This window comes from Mycobacterium sp. E1386 (genome assembly GCF_001672745.1).
Classification (GTDB): domain Bacteria; phylum Actinomycetota; class Actinomycetes; order Mycobacteriales; family Mycobacteriaceae; genus Mycobacterium.
The window spans coordinates 1-15,215 of sequence record NZ_LZKH01000038.1 but is presented as its reverse complement, the minus strand read 5'-3'; the positions used below and the strand labels follow the sequence as shown (position 1 = coordinate 15,215).

The following is a 15,215-nucleotide window of genomic DNA, read 5'->3' as shown; positions in this document are numbered from 1 at the left end:
TATGCCGTCAACGTTCGCAAGCCATTCGAGCCTTCTTGAGGCGATCGGCGAGCCGGACACCCAGCGCAATGCCAAGCAGGGTCGGGTTGGCCTGGCTCGACGTCGGCAGGACAGACGTGCTCGCCACGTATAGCCCGCGCACACCGTGAACCTGTAGGTCCGGGTCGACGACGCCGCCATCGGGACCGTGCGACATGCGCGTCGTTCCGGCCTGGTGGTAGCCGGCGTGCCCGGCCAAGAACTCGCGGACGGCGCCCTCGACGTCGTCGGTCAGCCACTCCACTTGTCCGGCGCCGTGGCGGCGCAAATGTTCATCGATCACGGCGATGGCCCTGCGCACGCTTTGGTAATCGTCCTCGGAGAAGTGGATATGGGTGCGGATCCTGCGCACGCCGAGGGCGTCGCGGTCGTCGGCAAGCTCGACGCGGCTCTCCCAGTGCGGGAGGTGCTCGCCGTGGTAGTGCAGCAGATAGCGATTGTCCGCGCTCTTCACGAAGAAGCCCGGCGCCTTGCGGCCCCTACGGAGGAAGCGGGCATAGGAGAAGGCAATCGCAAACCGGATCGACGGGAACAGGTCTCGCACGATGTTGCGCAGGTGCGCGAGGATCCGCGGCGGACCGTCGGTTTGGGTGTGCTTCGCGCGGATGGCCTCCGCCAGCAGGAAGCGGCCGATCGGGGAGATGAGCGTGAGATAGACGCCGGAAAGGATGCCGCTTCCATGCTCCGGGTCGCTGATCGGCGGATTCACCAGCCACACAGCGGCATTCGGCAACCCCGCCTCGCGCTGCAGAGCCGGATCGAGGGTGAATCGCCGGCGCACGTACACCCCGTCCCCGTCCCGCTCGTAGGCGTAGCTGACCTGGTCGGTGGCGAACTGCACGCGCGCGACCCGGCCTTCGACGTGCGACATGTACCACCGCCCGAGGTGGCCGCCCGCGTTTCCAAGACCCGCCGGGTGATGGCGGTCCGAGGCGAGCAGCAGGCGGGTCGCCTCCAAACCACCGGTCGCGATGACGTAGTCCGCGGCGACGACGCTCCCCTGTCGGCCCTCGAGCGTCTTGACCACGAGGTGGTCAACGGAGTCACCGGCCGGCGTCGTCACGATCTCGGTGCAGGTGAGGCCGGTCCACACGGTGAGGGCAGAGGCCTCACGCAGCGCGTCCCGGTACTCACGGCCGAAACGCGTTGGCAGCGCCCAGCGTTCGAGGTCGGTTGTGCGCACGTCGCCGTCGGGCAGCCCGGCGATCAGGTCGTGGTGCGCCAGCTCCGGAATCTCCCGCGCGTTGAACGCCGCCCGGCCACACGCCGCCCAATCACAGGCACGCTGCAAGTAGGGTTCGACGTCCTCGTATCGGATCGGCCAGGGCGCCTGCGCGGTGAGCGGGCGGTCCTCGAAATCGATGGGGTCGAACTTGACGCAGCGGCCACCCCAGAGCGCGGTAGTCCCCCCCACCTGCCGACGGATCATCAGCTCGCTGCGCGCATGCAGATCGTCGTCCTGCCGGGAGTCCAAGGCCGACAAATCCTGGGCCGCTTCGTCTTTGCGTTCCAGTCCGCTCTCGATCAACGCCACCTGGATGCCGGCTCGCGCGAGTTCCAGCGCCGTCGCAATGCCGATCGCGCCGGCCCCGACGACCACGACGTCGGTCCGGACCGTCGTGTTCGGGGCGAACTCCCGGGGGCCGCGGATCACGCGGCAGCGCCCCCGCGCACCTCGGCCACCAGCGCGAGGAACCGCGTCAGGGTCTCCTGGTCCGGCGGCGCCGAGACGGCGCCGGCCGCTTCGGCGACCCGGTGTGGGTCGGTGGTGCTGTATAGGATTGCGCGGCAACCCGTTGCGCTGGCCGAGGAAGCGAGGATCAGCCTGGGCAGCGCCCCGGGAGCGAGCGGATCGAGCTGGAGGGCCTGGCGCCAGCGTCGCACCAACTCCGCGTCGGCCCGCAACGCGTTCGAGAGCGCAGCGTACGACCGTTGCAGCACGCCGAACGCGAGATCCGCTGGGCGCGGCGGCGGATGGAAGAGATCGGCGCGCACCTGGCTCACCCCTTCCGGCGCGAAGGCTGCGGCGAAATCCGTGTCGAGCCCCTCGTCCTGTGAGACACCCCAGGCGCGTATCTTGCCCTGCTGGCGGGCGCGTTCGAAGAATTCTCGAAGTTCGCCGCCGGCGACGGTGTCCCCCGGCCGCGGACCGTGAACGAACAGGATGTCCACGTAGTCGACGCCCAGCGCCGCGAGGCTCTCGTCGAGGCTGCGGGCCGCGGTGGCCGCGGCGTACACCCGGGCGGTTTCGGGTGCCGCCTGCTGCCGCTTGACCGCGCGTCGCAGCGCCGGCGCCTTGCGCAGCAGCGCCCGCGCCGGAGCCTGAAACCGGCCGAGGCGCCGGGCCATCCCCCCGACGTCGATGCCGAATTTTGTTGCCACGGTGACGGTGTCGCGCGGGACCGTCCGCAGGAACGCCCCGAGTTCCGCCTCCGCCCTGCCCAGGCCATACATCCGCGCGGTGTCGAAGTGAGTGATGCCGCTGTGCACCGCGGCGCCCAGCACGGTCATCCGTTCCCGCCGGGACGGCGACTGCATCAGACCGCCGCATCCGAAGCCGACCGCGCTCACTCTCAGCTGCGGCCCCTCGAGTTCAACTCGTTCCAACACCGCAGCCCTCGTAAATCCGGCGCAGCTCCGCGTCGATGATCCGCGGACTCCGCGTCGCCGCGATGTGTTCCTGACCGCGCCGCCCGTCGCGCTCTGCCAGCTCCGGGTTGCGCAGGTACCGGCCGATCGCCGCCGCCAACGCGGACGCGTCACCGACGGGCACGAGCATGCCCGGGTCCGAGGCGATCTCCGCCGTGCCACCGACCGGGGTGGCCACGAACGGTCGTCCGCCAGCGAGGGCCTCGGTCAGGATCATCGGCATTGCCTCGGCGTACGACGGCAGCGTCACCACGCGGACCGACCGGAGTAGCTCGCGGACCCGATCCGGATGCACCGGGGGCTCGACGGTGAGCCGCTCCATTGGCGGCGGCGTGTAGTCGTCGACGACACCGACTATGCGGCAACGCCCTTCGATGCCCTCGGCCAGCAACAGTTGCCATGCCGCGACCAGCGTGTCGACGCCCTTGCGGCGGCCGATGGTGCCGGCGAAAAGCACCACGGGCGGTGTCGAGGCGGCCCCGGGCGCGTCTCGATCGATGGGGATCGGGTTGGCGACGATCGACACCGGCACCGCGGGCGCAACCCATTGCGCGCAGGCACGCGCTTCCTCCGACAACACGATGAGATGGTCCGCCTTCCTCAGGGTGGCGGCCACGAAACGGGGGTGCGACCGGGAAAACTGCGGAAAGTCGGAGCCGTGGATGGTGACGATGACCCGGAACCCTCGCGCCCGCGCAACGCGAATCAGCGACCCTTCGCGCAGCCAGGCGCCGCCGTTCGACATATGGAAGTGCACGACGCTCCCGCGCGGTGCCCGAGCCAGCGCGGCGCCCGCGCGCGCGGTGAGCCACAGGTTCTTGGCGTGGTGACGCCCGTTCCACGTTGACAGGACGCGAATTTCGTCGGCGCCGATCCTGTTGTCGCGGATGACTCGGATCACTGACTGCGTCCCGCCGAAGCTGTACATGTCGGGCCCGACGTGAGTGACCGCAATCATTTTCCGCCGGCAGCGGCCGGCGCCGGCGCCGGGCCGGCGTCCGCCTGATCCGCTTCGGAATTCCTGCGAAGTAGGCCGGCGAATCCCATCGCCGTTCCCAGGGCAAGCCCCAAAGCCAGTGCGTCCATGGGCATTTCAGGCAGCGGCCAGACCGCGGATATCGCGAGCAGACCGGCGCAGACCGCCGCACTGACCTTCGCCTGCATCGTCGCACAGCGCAGCGCGCGGACAATCGGTGTCAACGCGATCCACGCGAACGCCGCCATGCCCACGGCCCCGGCCTTGGCCAGCCACCACTGGTAGAAAAGGTGGGAGTAGGTGGGGCCCAACGTCCAGGCGAAGGCCTTCGGATCGTTGCCGGACGGCAGCTGGTAGGCGTAGCCCAGGCCGTGGCCGAACACCGGCGCCTGGGCGATCGCGGCGTTGAGCCGGGCAACTTCCCGCAGCCGGTCCAGCGTCGATTCGTCGGTGGCGAGCGCGCTGGCCGAAACCCCGCCGAAGACCCGCTGATTGAACGCGGTGAACTGATCGCTGAGCCACGACCCCGCGTCCGACTGCTGGAGCAGGAATAGCGACCCGGGCAATATCAGCGCGGCCACACCCGCGCTGACAGCGGCCACGGCGGCCGAACGGCGAAGCGCCCGCCAGCCGAAGCTGGCGAAGAAGGCGACGGTCGCGCCCACCGCCACCGCGATCAGCGTGTTCCGCGAGAAAGCCAGCAGCGAAATGATCAGCGCGGGCGGACCGAAGGCCAGGTACGTCATGGGCCGGACGCGACCGATGATCGACGCGGCGACCAGCGCGGTGAGCGCGGCGGTGGCCGGCGTCTGGGTGGATAGGACGATGCGGAGGGCTTGGCCGGCGCCCGTCGCGCCCTCCAGGCTTTCGGCGCGGCCGGCCAGCCGGATGGCATGCAACGAACTGAAGATCGCCATCGCCGCCGAGAACCACAGCGTCACGACCATCACGCGCATGCAGAACTTCAGATAGCCGCCGTACACGATCAACAGCGCCAAGACGAAGCCGATGACCATCTCGATCAAAGTCGTCGCTTCGTGCAGCACCATCGTGGCGTCGTGCCCCATCTGAAACCCGACCGCGGTGAAGTACACGACCGTCAACACGAACATCGCCGGCAGCAGGAAATCCTTGGACCGCGGTCTGACGATCGGGATGAGGTAACCGATCGCCAGCACCGCGGCCACCTGGTAGGCGTAGATCGCCACCGGCCCGATCACTTTGCCGATGTGCAATCCTTCCGGCAGCGCCGCGAACGCCAGGAACAGCGTCACCCCCACCAGCGCCTCGCGCTTCACCCAATAGACAACCAGGCAGAACGTCGCGGCGATGAGCAACACTCCCTCGGTGGTTCGGCGCACCGCGAGCACACCAAAGACGAAGCAGCCGAACAGGAATACCGTCAGCAGGACGCCGTCCACTGCCAGGCGAGGGCGACCGGGCAGGTAGGGAATCACGCCGGGCCGCCGACCTTCGTCCGATAGGTCTTGGCCGCGGCCCTGATGTGCAGCGCCGGCCGGGCGTCGGTCAGCACGGTGCCCACCACCTGTGCGCCGGCCGAGCGCAGGGCGGTCACCGCGTCGTTGAGCTCGTCGACGGTGGTCCGGCGCGCCCGCACCACCAGCACCGTGGCCGACACCGCGCCCGACAGCAGGCCGCTGTCCGGCGTCGCCAGCACCGGCGGCCCGTCGACCACGATCCGGTCGAAGCGTGACGACAAGTCCAGCATCACCCTGTCGATCACCTCCGGCAGAAACGCGCTGCAGGGCGGGGTCTCGCGGCGGGCGGACCGGGACGCGAGGATGAACAGCTTGGCGATCGGCGTCGGCTTCACGGCTTCCGCGGCGATCCCGGGGCTGGCCAGCGCGTTGGCCAGCCCCTCCCCTGACTCGACCCGCAGCAGACCGGCGATCACGTGCCGGCGCGTATCGCCCTCGACGAGCAGGACGTCCTCGCCGATTTCGGCCAGGGCCAGCGACAGGTTCAGTGCGGTGGTCGTCGTTCCTTCCCCACCGAACGGCGCCGCCACCAGCACGCGGCGGGCGTCGGGTCCGATCGCCCTGAGTAGCCGGGCGCGCAAGCCCCGCACGGCGTCGTCGAGGGCGGAGTCGACGCCGAACCGCGGGGTGTTCCCGCGCCTGCCGGGCAGCTCGGCCAAGGTCGGCAGGCCCGAAAGCTGTTCCAGCTTCTCCCGAGATCGCACGGTGCGATCGCTGGCCTCGCGGGCCACCGCCACCGCCATGGCCAGCAGGATTCCGGCAACGAATCCCATCGCCATGTTGCGCACCGGCACGGGCGTCACGGGGTGATCGGGCACCCGCGGCGCCTCCACCACCCGCGCCCTGGCCACCGGCATGGGTTTGGCCGCCGGTTGGCCGGGCGCTTCCGACGGTGGGGCCGCGGGTGGATTCGGCTCGCCGGCGTCGGACCGCGGGCCGGACGTCACCGGTACGGGCCGGCCATTCGGACCCGTGGTCGCGCCGAGTGTCGGCACCAGCGCGGCGAACTGATCGGCCATGGCTCCCGCCAAGGCCGCGGCGCGGTTCGGGTCGGTGTCCTTGACGGTGATCGTGAAAAGCTGAGACTTGGCGGTGTATTTCACCTGGGTTTGGGTCACCAGGGTGTCGGCGCTGATCGGTGCTTGCAGCTGGTTGACCGCGCGCTCCGCCACCGTCCGGCCGCCGGCGATCTGCGCGTAGGACGACAACCGTTCCTGTGCGGTCAGGGTGCCGTTGTACAACTCGGTGAGGTCGGTGGCACCGGGAAAGGAAATGAGGATGGTGGCAGTCGACTGGTAATGCTTGGTCTGCAATGCCGTGACCGCCGCGGCGCCGATGGTGCACGCCAGCAATGCGCCCAAGGCGAGTTTCCAGTGCGTGAGGAGAGTCCGGACAAAGGTGCGGAAATCCATCCACTAACCTCTCTGGGGCGACGCCACGCCAATAGCGTCGAATTGATTTGCCTTACACCCGCCGCGCAAAGCCCAGTGCACATTATGCAGCACTCGCCACGCAGCATCGTCCTAATCGCAATGCGTTGTTACACCCGCTTAGAAGCATTTGCTGGAGCCCACCATCATTGGCGCGGGGCGGAAGTCAGTGCCTCCCGCGGGATGTCGAGGGTCGCGAGCGGGTACCCCCCGGATTCGTCGCGTCCCGAGCGGGCCAGCCGCATGGGCGGATAGTTCACCACGTGTGAAGCGTCCGGCTTGTGCTGTTGCCAATCCACGGAAGCGCGCAGCGTGTAGTGCCCGGGCGCCAAACCCGCCAGGTCGACGGTCACCGATTCGGTGAACGACGCCGGAGCCGGTTGATTACCCGAGTTCTCCCCGGACGGGACCAGCTTGTGCAGGGCCACGGCTGTCGGCAGCGTGCGGACCACCGCGCCGGAGAAATCCACCAGCCGGTAGCTGGGCTCCCATTTCTCGACGGCGACGGCGCTGCCGTAGTTGGTCCAAACCACCGATATGGTCGCCACGCGATCGCGAAACGATTCCGACCCCGGCCGCGCTTCCACGGAGTAGCGGTAGCCGGCCGACACGTTGGCCTGCGCCCACAGCAGGTACAACGCCGGATCCATCGGGGTGTTCGAATCAACGGCCGGGAAGTTGAAACTCGACGTCATGGACACGTGATACTTCACGACGTCGCGCAGGCCCTTTTCGTAGTAGGACCGCGGAGTGGTTCCATCGGGCAGCTGGCACCATTCGGTGATCACCAATGCCGAGGCCAACCGGTCTTTCAGTTGGCCGACGACCGGATCTTTCGTGTGCACGTAGTACGAGCCATCCGACTCCGCCCATACGGGCAGCGGCGCGTACACGCCGAGGCAATCCGAGCGGATGCCCACCGGCGCGGACACCTTCTTGGTGACATCGTCGGCGAGCAGCTCCCGAACGATCTCGGGATTCAGCGCGGTGGTCACCAACCGCGTGTGAGGGAACGCGTTCACGTTCGCCGCGACGAGCTGTCCGATGGCCCCTTTGGTGATGCTTTGATCACGAAACTGGCTGTAGTAACCCAGCTTTGCGATGCTCTCTTCCGGAGAGGGACCCGCCGCGCCAAGCGTGTCGCGCAGATAGGCGATGTGGTTCTCGCTGAAGTCCCCGTAGCCGGAGAACTCGAAGACGCTGAGCCGCTCGTCGCCGTCGTAGCGGCGACCGAGCGCGGCGAGCAGCTGCCCGAAGGCGTTCAGGTAGACGGGGTCGTTCCAGTTGGGCACCACGTGCGCCACCCCGGGTGTCCACCAGTATCGTTGCGGCCCCGTATAGCTGGTGGCGGCGGACCGCATCCAGTCCGGGATCGCGATGTTCGTGTTGTTCGCATAGGTGGCGTCGCAACAGGAGTTGTAGGCGAACACGCGAAGCGTGAGCCGCATGTTCCGGCTCGCAAGCTTCGCCAGCGCATCGTCGATCACGCTGAAGTCGAACTTGCGGTCGTCGGGAGCGTCGGCGGGCAGCGTGTTCGGGTCGGTGGGCTGCAACTGCCGCCACGAAACGCGCAAGCTGGCGTCGTACGACGCCGGCCACGCCGGATACCGCTGCTGCGCGGAATTCCCTTGCGGGAAAAGCGGCATCATCAGGTCTTCGTACTGCCCGCGCAGCGGATTCGGCACCTCCTGCACGCCGAGCGGGATGGCGGGACTGATCACGGCGGACAACGGGTTGGGGTCGCTGTGGCCACCGCATCCGCTCAGCACCAGCGCCGAGCACGCGACGATCACCGCCGCACACTTCCTCAATTTTCGGACCATCGGTGCGATGCTAGATGGCGCTCGTCGGCAACGCCTTGAGGTCGGCCAAAAACGGCATCGGCAACCACCGCGCGGCCAGCAGCGCTTCCATCTCGTCGCCTGGGACGGGGCGCGACAACAAAAAGCCCTGCGCCCGGCGGCAGCCGTGCTGCATCAAAATCGTTGCCGCGGCCGCTGTTTCAACTCCCTCGGCCACCACGTCCAGGCCGAACGCCTCGGCCAGGCCGATGATGGCGCGAACGATCGCCAGATCGCCGGCGTTGTTGCCCAGGTCGCGCACGAATCCGGTGTCGATCTTGAGCATGTCGACCGGCAGGGATTTCAGGTGCGACAACACCGCATAACCGGTGCCGAAGTCGTCGATGGCCAGCTGGACCCCGACTTCCTTGAGCTCCGCCAAAGTTTTTCGGGTTGTATCGATGTCGTGGACCACGGCGCGCTCGGTGATCTCCAGGCACACCGAACCGGCCGCGATGCCGAACTCGTCGATGATGCCGGCGACGTCGCGCACGAACCCGCGGGTGATCAGTTGGACGGGCGACACGTTGATGCGCATGACGGCTTCCCGGCCGACGCCGTTGGCCTGCCAGCGACTGAACTCGGCGCATGCGCTGCGCAGCACCCAGCGGCCCAACTCCATCGCCAGGTTGGTCGATTCGGCGATCCCGATGAACGAATCCGGCAGCAGCAGCCCCCAGATCGGGTGCCGCCAGCGCACCAGCGCCTCGGCGCCGACGATGGCGCCCGTCGACAGGTCGACCTCCGGCAGGTAGTGCAGCAGCAGCGCCTCGCTGCCGATGTCGCCCTGCAGATGCAGCTCGATGTCGTTGCGGAATGCGCGCTTGAGGGACATGTCGTCGGTGGACACCGCAATCTGGTTGCCGCCACCGCGTTTCGCCGTCAGCACCGCCTCGTCGGCCCGGCGGAGCAGGTCGGTGCAGTTGTCCCGCCCCGGGACGCCCACCGCCAGCCCGATGCTGACCGTCCGGCTGATCACGTGGCCGCCGATGGCCAGGCGCTCGCACAGCATCGTCGAGAGGCGACGGGCGAACGACTCCGCGGCTTCCGGCGCCAGCGGCTCGTCGGGCACGACGACGAACTCGTCCCCGCCCAACCGGGCGATCGTGCTGTTGGGAGCGCAGATCCGGATGCGTTGCGCGAAGACCCGGATGAACCAGTCACCGGCGGTGTGGCCGAGGTAGTCGTTGATCGGCTTGAGCCGGTCGAGGTCGAGGTACAGCACCGCGACCGGCCCTGGGCGCCCCGCCAACAACCGTTCGGTCAGGTGGGCGACCAGGGCACGACGGTTGTACAGGCCGGTCAGATCGTCGTGCTCGGCGAGGTAGCGGAGCTTCTCTTCCGCCGCGATGCGCGCTTGCACCTGCGCGAACAGCGCGGCGACGGCCTCGAGCGTATTGATCTCGTCTTGCTCCCACTTGCGGGCGCCGAACTTGACGAAGCCGAGCAAGCCGGTCGTCGTCTCGCCCGAGACCAGGGGGGCGGCGGCGACCGAAGGCGAGGCAGCCACTTTGGCCCCGCCCGGCCCGCGCCGGAAATAGCGTTTCGACTGCGCCGGCCGGATCACCACCGGTTTGCGGCCGTGCCCGCATTGCGCGAGGACCGACTCCGCGATGTCCAGCTGGGCGAAGTCCGTGGGATCCGGATCCGCGGCGACCGTTCGGGGTGGCCACTCGGCAACCAGCGCCGAGGCCCGGGTCTGCGGGTCGAGGTGTCGCAAGAAGCTGGCGTCCACGTCGAACTGCTCGACGAGTTGTGCGAGCACCTTCTGGCTCACCAGGGTGGCGGTCGCTGCCGTGGCTTCCATCAGCTGCGTGGCAACGGAGGTGACGACCAGGTCCAGGCTGCGCGGCACGGTCTCCTCCGATACGGGCATACGTTCACCCGGGCGGCCACCGCGTTTGACGGTTGCCCGATCGGGGGGACGGTCTCAATGACGAATCCCGTCGAATGCGCGCCCGTACGCATCGAGGGCAGGTCACGATCGGTTTCAGTCAGCAAAAACGTATCACGCAGTAGCCGCTTCATCCGGGCTAACGAGCAACTTGCGCGGGCGCTGGTCTACGGCGAGACGGGCGCATCATTGACCGTTGGCGGAGGCGTCGCTCGCGATGTCCAGCGTGGCGATCGGATACAGGCCGGAACCGTCGCGGCCGTCGCGGGCCAGCGCCATCGGCGCGTAGTTCACCACGTGGGAGGCGCCCGGCTTGTGTTGCTGCCATTCCACGGACGCGCGCAGCGTGTAGTGCCCGGGCGCCAGCCCCGTCACGTCGACGCGCACCGACTCCGTCGACGACTCCGGAACCGCCTCCTCGCGTGACTGGCTGGAGTCGTCGTGCGACAGCGTCTTGAGATTGACCGTCGCCGGAATGGTGCGGACCACCGCTCCCGAGAAATCGACCAGCTTGTAACCGGGTGCCCATCGCTCGGTGGCCGCCGCCGAACCGTAGTTGGTCCAGATGACCGAGATGGAAGCCACCTTGCCCTGGATGGACTGCGAGCCCGGCTTGGCCTCCACCGAATACCGGTAACCGGCGGACGTGTTCGCCTTGGCCCAGAGCAGATAGAGCTTGGAGTCCATCGCCGAGGTCGCATCCCGGTCGGGGAAGTCGGCGCTCGCCGTCATCGAGACGTGATACCTGACGACGTCGTGCAGGGCCTTCTCGTAGTACGACCGGGGGTCGGTCCCGTTCGGCAACCGGCACCACTGGCTGATCACCAGCGCCGAGGTGAGCCGCTGCTTGATCGTGTTGACAGCGGCGTCGTCGAACCGGACGTAGTGGGAGTCGCTGGACTCGGCCCATTCCGGCAGGGGTGACTGCACCCCAAGACAATCCGCGCGGACGCCGACCGGTGCGGACAGCTTTTTCGTCACGTCGTCGGCGAACAACTCGCGGACGATCTCCGGATTCTCGGCGGCGACCACCAGCTGGGTGTGAGGGAACGCGCCGACGTTCGCCGCGACCAGTTGCCCGATGGACGCCTTGGTGATGCTTTGATCACGGAACTGGCTGTAATAGCCCAACTTCGGCACGCTGTCGTCCGGCGCGGGGCCGGGGGCGCCGAGCGCATCACGCACGTACGCGAGGCTGGCCTTGCCGAAATCACCGTAGCCGGAGAACTCGAACACGCTGAGGCGCTCGTCGCCGTCGTAGCGCCGCCCGAGCGCGGCGAGCAACTGCCCGAAACCGTTCAGGTAGCCGGGATCATTCCAATTCGGGACCACCTGCGCCACACCGGGTCCGGCACCGTTAGGCGCCGCGGGATAGCTGGTGGCCGCGGAGCGGATCCAGTCCGGAATCGCGATGTTGGTGTTGTCGGGATAGAAATCGTTGCAACAGGACTTGTAGGCGTATACGCCCAGGGTCAGCCGCATGTTTCGGCTGCCGAGCTTTGTGAGCGCGTCGTCGATCACGCTGAAGTCGAACTTGCGGTCGTCGGGAGCGTCGGGGGGCAGCGTGCGCGGGTCGACGGGCTGCAGCTGCCGCCACGAAACCCGCAAGCTGGCGTCGTCCGACGCGGGCCAGGCAGCGTATCGCTGCTGCGCGGGATTGCCTTGCGGGAAAAGCGGATTCAAGCCTTCTTCGTACTGGCCGCGCAGCGGGTTGGGGATCTCCTGAGCGGTAGGCGGAATGGCCGGACTGACCATCGCGGACAGTGGGCCGGGATCGCTCTTGCCACCGCATCCGCTCAGCACCATAGCCGCGCACACGGCAGCGGCCAGCGCGCTATTCCTCGTCTTCACGGTTGCTTCTCCCAACACACACCGATGCCCACTGAAGTGGCCCCATACTGCCTGGGTTATCCGGTACGTGTATCCGACGCGGGGCAGGTCACGAATTGGCGTAGCGCAGCCTAACACGCACGTCGCCGCCGTCCCCGGCCCCCGAGGTGGCTCTCGTGAGGCGCGTCACAATGTGGGGCGGGCCTGTCACGCTCGGCCGGCCCGCGGTGTCTCGAGGGCATCAGGCCCATCAGAACAGGAGACAGCAATGAGCGAGGTAGCCGCCCGGAAAATTCACGTCGTCGTGGTCGGAGGCGGATACGCCGGAACAGTGGCCGCGAACCATCTACGGCAGCGTCCGGACATCGACATCACCCTGGTGAACTCCCGGCCCGTCTTCGTGGAGCGGATCCGCCTGCATCAGTTGGTCGCCGACACCGGCGCCGCGACCGCCGACTACTCCACGCTGTTGGGCGACGGCATCCGATTGGTCGTCGACACCGTCGACCGCATCGATGCCACCGCGCGTCGCGTCCTGCTGTCCTCGGGCGCCGAGCTCGACTACGACTACCTGATCTACGCGGTCGGCAGCACCGGTGCGACACCGGTGGCGGTGCCCGGATTCGCGGACTTCGCGTACGCGGTCGCCGACTTGGAAAGTGCGCAGCGTTTGCGCTACGCGCTCGTCGACCTGCCGCTGGCCGCGCCCGTCACCGTCGTCGGCGGCGGCCTGACCGGCATCGAAACCGCCGCCGAGCTGGCCGAACAGGGCCGCCAGGTGACCCTGGTGTGCGGCGGCGCGCTCGGCCCGTCGCTGAGCAAGCGGGGCAGGCGCTCGGTCGCCAAGCGCCTGCGCGGCTTCGGCGTCAACGTGCTGGAATCCGCGATGGTGACCGAGGTGCGCTGGGACGCGGTGGTGCTCGCCGACGGCGCCGTGCTGCCGAGCGCGGCGACCGTCTGGACGGCCGGATTCGCCGTGCCGGACCTGGCCGCGCGCAGCGGCCTGAGCACGGACGCGGCGGGCCGCCTAATCACCGACGAGACGCTGACCAGCGTCGACAATCCCTACGTCGTCGCGGCGGGAGACGCCGCCGCGCCGTCGGGGCAGCCCCTGCGGATGAGCTGCCAGGCCGCCGGGCCGTTGGGCGCGCAAGCCGCCAACACCGTGCTCAGCCGCATCGCCGGAACAGCCCCGGCCCCGCTCAGCCAGGCGTTCGTCGGTCAGTGCATCAGCCTCGGCCGCACCTACGGCACGGTGCAGCTGTCGCGCACCGACGACACCCCGGTGAACATGGCGCTGGGCGGCAGGACGGGTGCCTCCATCAAAGAAGCCATCTGCAAGGGCACGCTGTGGGCCATCCGGCGCGAGGCCGCCAAGCCCGGCTCCTACCTCTGGCTCAAGGGTGGCAAGAGGCCCGCGCAGGCACCGGCCGAGATCGCTCTGCGATGACGCGCCCGCCCGCCGGCAGTGAGCACGCGGAACGGTTCACCGTGCTGCGGCCGCTGCTGTTCACCATCGCCTACGAGATGCTGGGCTCGGCGACCGAAGCCGACGACGTGCTGCAGGACAGCTACCTGCGGTGGGCGGCGGTCGACCTGTCGACCGTGCGCGACACCAAGTCGTATCTCGCCCAGCTGGTGACCCGCCAGGCGCTCAACGCGCTGCGCACCGATGCGCGTCGTCGCGAGGACTACGTGGGGCCGTGGCTGCCCGAGCCGCTGCTGCTCGACGACCAAGATCCCTCCACCGATGTCGTTCTGGCGGAATCGATTTCGATGGCGATGCTGGTCCTGTTGGAGACGCTGAGCCCCGACGAGCGCGCGGTGTTCGTGTTGCGCGAGGTGTTCGGCTTCGACTACGGCGAGATCGCCGAGGCGGTGGGCAAGCCCGCGCCGACGGTCCGGCAGGTGGCACATCGGGCGCGTGAGCACGTGCGGGCGCGACGGAAGAGGTTCGACGCGGCCGACCCGCAACGCAACGCGCAGATCACCGCCCAGTTCCTCGCGACGGCCGCCAGCGGCGATGTGGAGACGCTCATCACGATGCTCGCCCCCGACGCCACCTGGACCGCGGACAGCGGCGGCAAGGTGTCCGCGGCGCGCCGGCCGGTGGTGGGGGCCGACCGGGTGGCCCGGGCCATCATCGGCCTGATCCGCAAGGCCACGGAGTTCGCCGCATTCCGCGTCGACATGGTGACGTGCAACAGCGCCCCGGCCGTCCTGCTCTACCTGGGCGATCACCTCGAAGGGGTGATCACGCTGGAGATCGCCGACGACAAAATCACCAACTTCTACGTCACGCGCAACCCGGACAAGCTGGTGGCCCTGGCGACCGCCCGTGACGTCAGCCGCGGCTAGGTGACCGCCCTTCTGTCAAGCTAGGGCGGTGCGTATCGACCGGCTCGGCGACCTCGGCGCCGCACCCGAGGTGTTACGCGCCGTGGGCGACGCCACGGCGCGCCTCGGTCTGCCGCCGCCGGCAGCGCTGACCGGCGACTGGTTCGGCGCGCTGGCGGTGATCGCCCCGAGCGTGTCGGTGCAGCCGGTCGATCCCGACGCGGCCTTCGCGGTCCAGCTGAGCTCGCAGACCGTCGACGCGCAGGCGGTGGGGGGCGGCTGGATCGGCTACCTCTCCTATCCCGATCCCGGCGCCGAGGGCGGGCCGAACCGGATACCCGAGGCCGCGGGCGGTTGGACCGACTGCGTCCTGCGCCGCGACCGGGACGGCCAGTGGTGGTACGAAAGCCTGTCCGGCGCGCCGATGCCGGACTGGCTGGCCGCCGCGCTGGCGACGCCGCCGCCGGAGCGCGATTGCCGCATCGACTGGGGGCCCGCCGACCGGGCGGCCCACCGAGATGGGGTGCTGAACTGCCTCGAGGCCATCCGCGCCGGCGAGGTCTACCAGGCCTGCGTGTGCACGCACTTCACCGGGACGGTCACCGGCGCCCCGCTGGACTTCTTCGCCGACGGCATCGCCCGCACCTCCCCGGCGCGGGCCGCGTATCTGGCCGGGGCGTGGGGCGCGGTGGCGTCGCTGTCCCCGGAGTTATTCCTGCG

11 protein-coding genes are annotated in these 15,215 nt (G+C 68.8%); 3 read left to right on the top strand and 8 right to left on the bottom strand.

What is annotated here, in order from left to right; translation table 11 throughout:
* Positions 1-7: 7 nt before the first annotated feature.
* The 8 genes from A5709_RS04290 to A5709_RS04255 form a co-directional block, all read right to left on the bottom strand.
* On the bottom strand, positions 8-1,693 hold the full coding sequence (locus A5709_RS04290) for an FAD-dependent oxidoreductase (RefSeq protein WP_067944133.1): 1,686 nt from the start codon (positions 1,691-1,693) through the stop codon (positions 8-10).
* Positions 1,690-2,616, bottom strand: a complete 927-nt coding sequence (locus tag A5709_RS04285; protein ID WP_068118246.1) for an aldo/keto reductase — start codon at positions 2,614-2,616, stop codon at positions 1,690-1,692. The genes A5709_RS04290 and A5709_RS04285 overlap by 4 nt, the downstream gene beginning before the upstream one ends.
* Positions 2,617-2,632: 16 nt before the next feature.
* On the bottom strand, positions 2,633-3,646 hold the full coding sequence (locus tag A5709_RS04280) for a glycosyltransferase family 4 protein (protein ID WP_067944131.1): 1,014 nt from the start codon (positions 3,644-3,646) through the stop codon (positions 2,633-2,635).
* Positions 3,643-5,121: an O-antigen ligase family protein gene (locus A5709_RS04275; protein ID WP_067944129.1), complete on the bottom strand. Its 1,479-nt coding sequence runs from the start codon at positions 5,119-5,121 to the stop codon at positions 3,643-3,645. Before A5709_RS04275 ends, A5709_RS04280 begins: the two co-directional genes overlap by 4 nt.
* Complete coding sequence (locus A5709_RS04270) at positions 5,118-6,575, bottom strand: polysaccharide biosynthesis tyrosine autokinase (RefSeq protein WP_067944127.1); 1,458 nt, start codon at positions 6,573-6,575, stop codon at positions 5,118-5,120. The genes A5709_RS04275 and A5709_RS04270 overlap by 4 nt, the downstream gene beginning before the upstream one ends.
* Before the next feature lie 164 nt (positions 6,576-6,739).
* A complete protein-coding gene (locus A5709_RS04265) occupies positions 6,740-8,416 on the bottom strand; it encodes a hypothetical protein (protein ID WP_068118222.1) in 1,677 nt (558 codons plus the stop codon).
* A gap of 10 nt (positions 8,417-8,426) precedes the next feature.
* A complete protein-coding gene (locus A5709_RS04260) occupies positions 8,427-10,289 on the bottom strand; it encodes a bifunctional diguanylate cyclase/phosphodiesterase (protein WP_068118242.1) in 1,863 nt (620 codons plus the stop codon).
* A 225-nt stretch (positions 10,290-10,514) separates the two neighbouring features.
* Positions 10,515-12,134 carry a hypothetical protein gene (locus A5709_RS04255; protein WP_231971997.1) on the bottom strand — a complete coding sequence of 540 codons (1,620 nt, stop codon included), beginning with the start codon at positions 12,132-12,134 and terminating at the stop codon, positions 10,515-10,517.
* 292 nt (positions 12,135-12,426) lie between these two features.
* On the opposite strand from A5709_RS04255, the gene A5709_RS04250 reads away from it, so the two are divergent.
* The 3 genes from A5709_RS04250 to A5709_RS04240 form a co-directional block, all read left to right on the top strand.
* Positions 12,427-13,608, top strand: coding sequence for an NAD(P)/FAD-dependent oxidoreductase (locus tag A5709_RS04250; RefSeq protein ID WP_068118219.1), 1,182 nt, complete (start codon positions 12,427-12,429; stop codon positions 13,606-13,608).
* Complete coding sequence (locus A5709_RS04245) at positions 13,605-14,516, top strand: RNA polymerase sigma-70 factor (RefSeq protein ID WP_068118216.1); 912 nt, start codon at positions 13,605-13,607, stop codon at positions 14,514-14,516. Before A5709_RS04250 ends, A5709_RS04245 begins: the two co-directional genes overlap by 4 nt.
* Before the next feature lie 28 nt (positions 14,517-14,544).
* The coding region (locus A5709_RS04240) for a chorismate-binding protein (RefSeq protein ID WP_197520074.1) at positions 14,545-15,215 on the top strand (671 nt) is incomplete at its 3' end.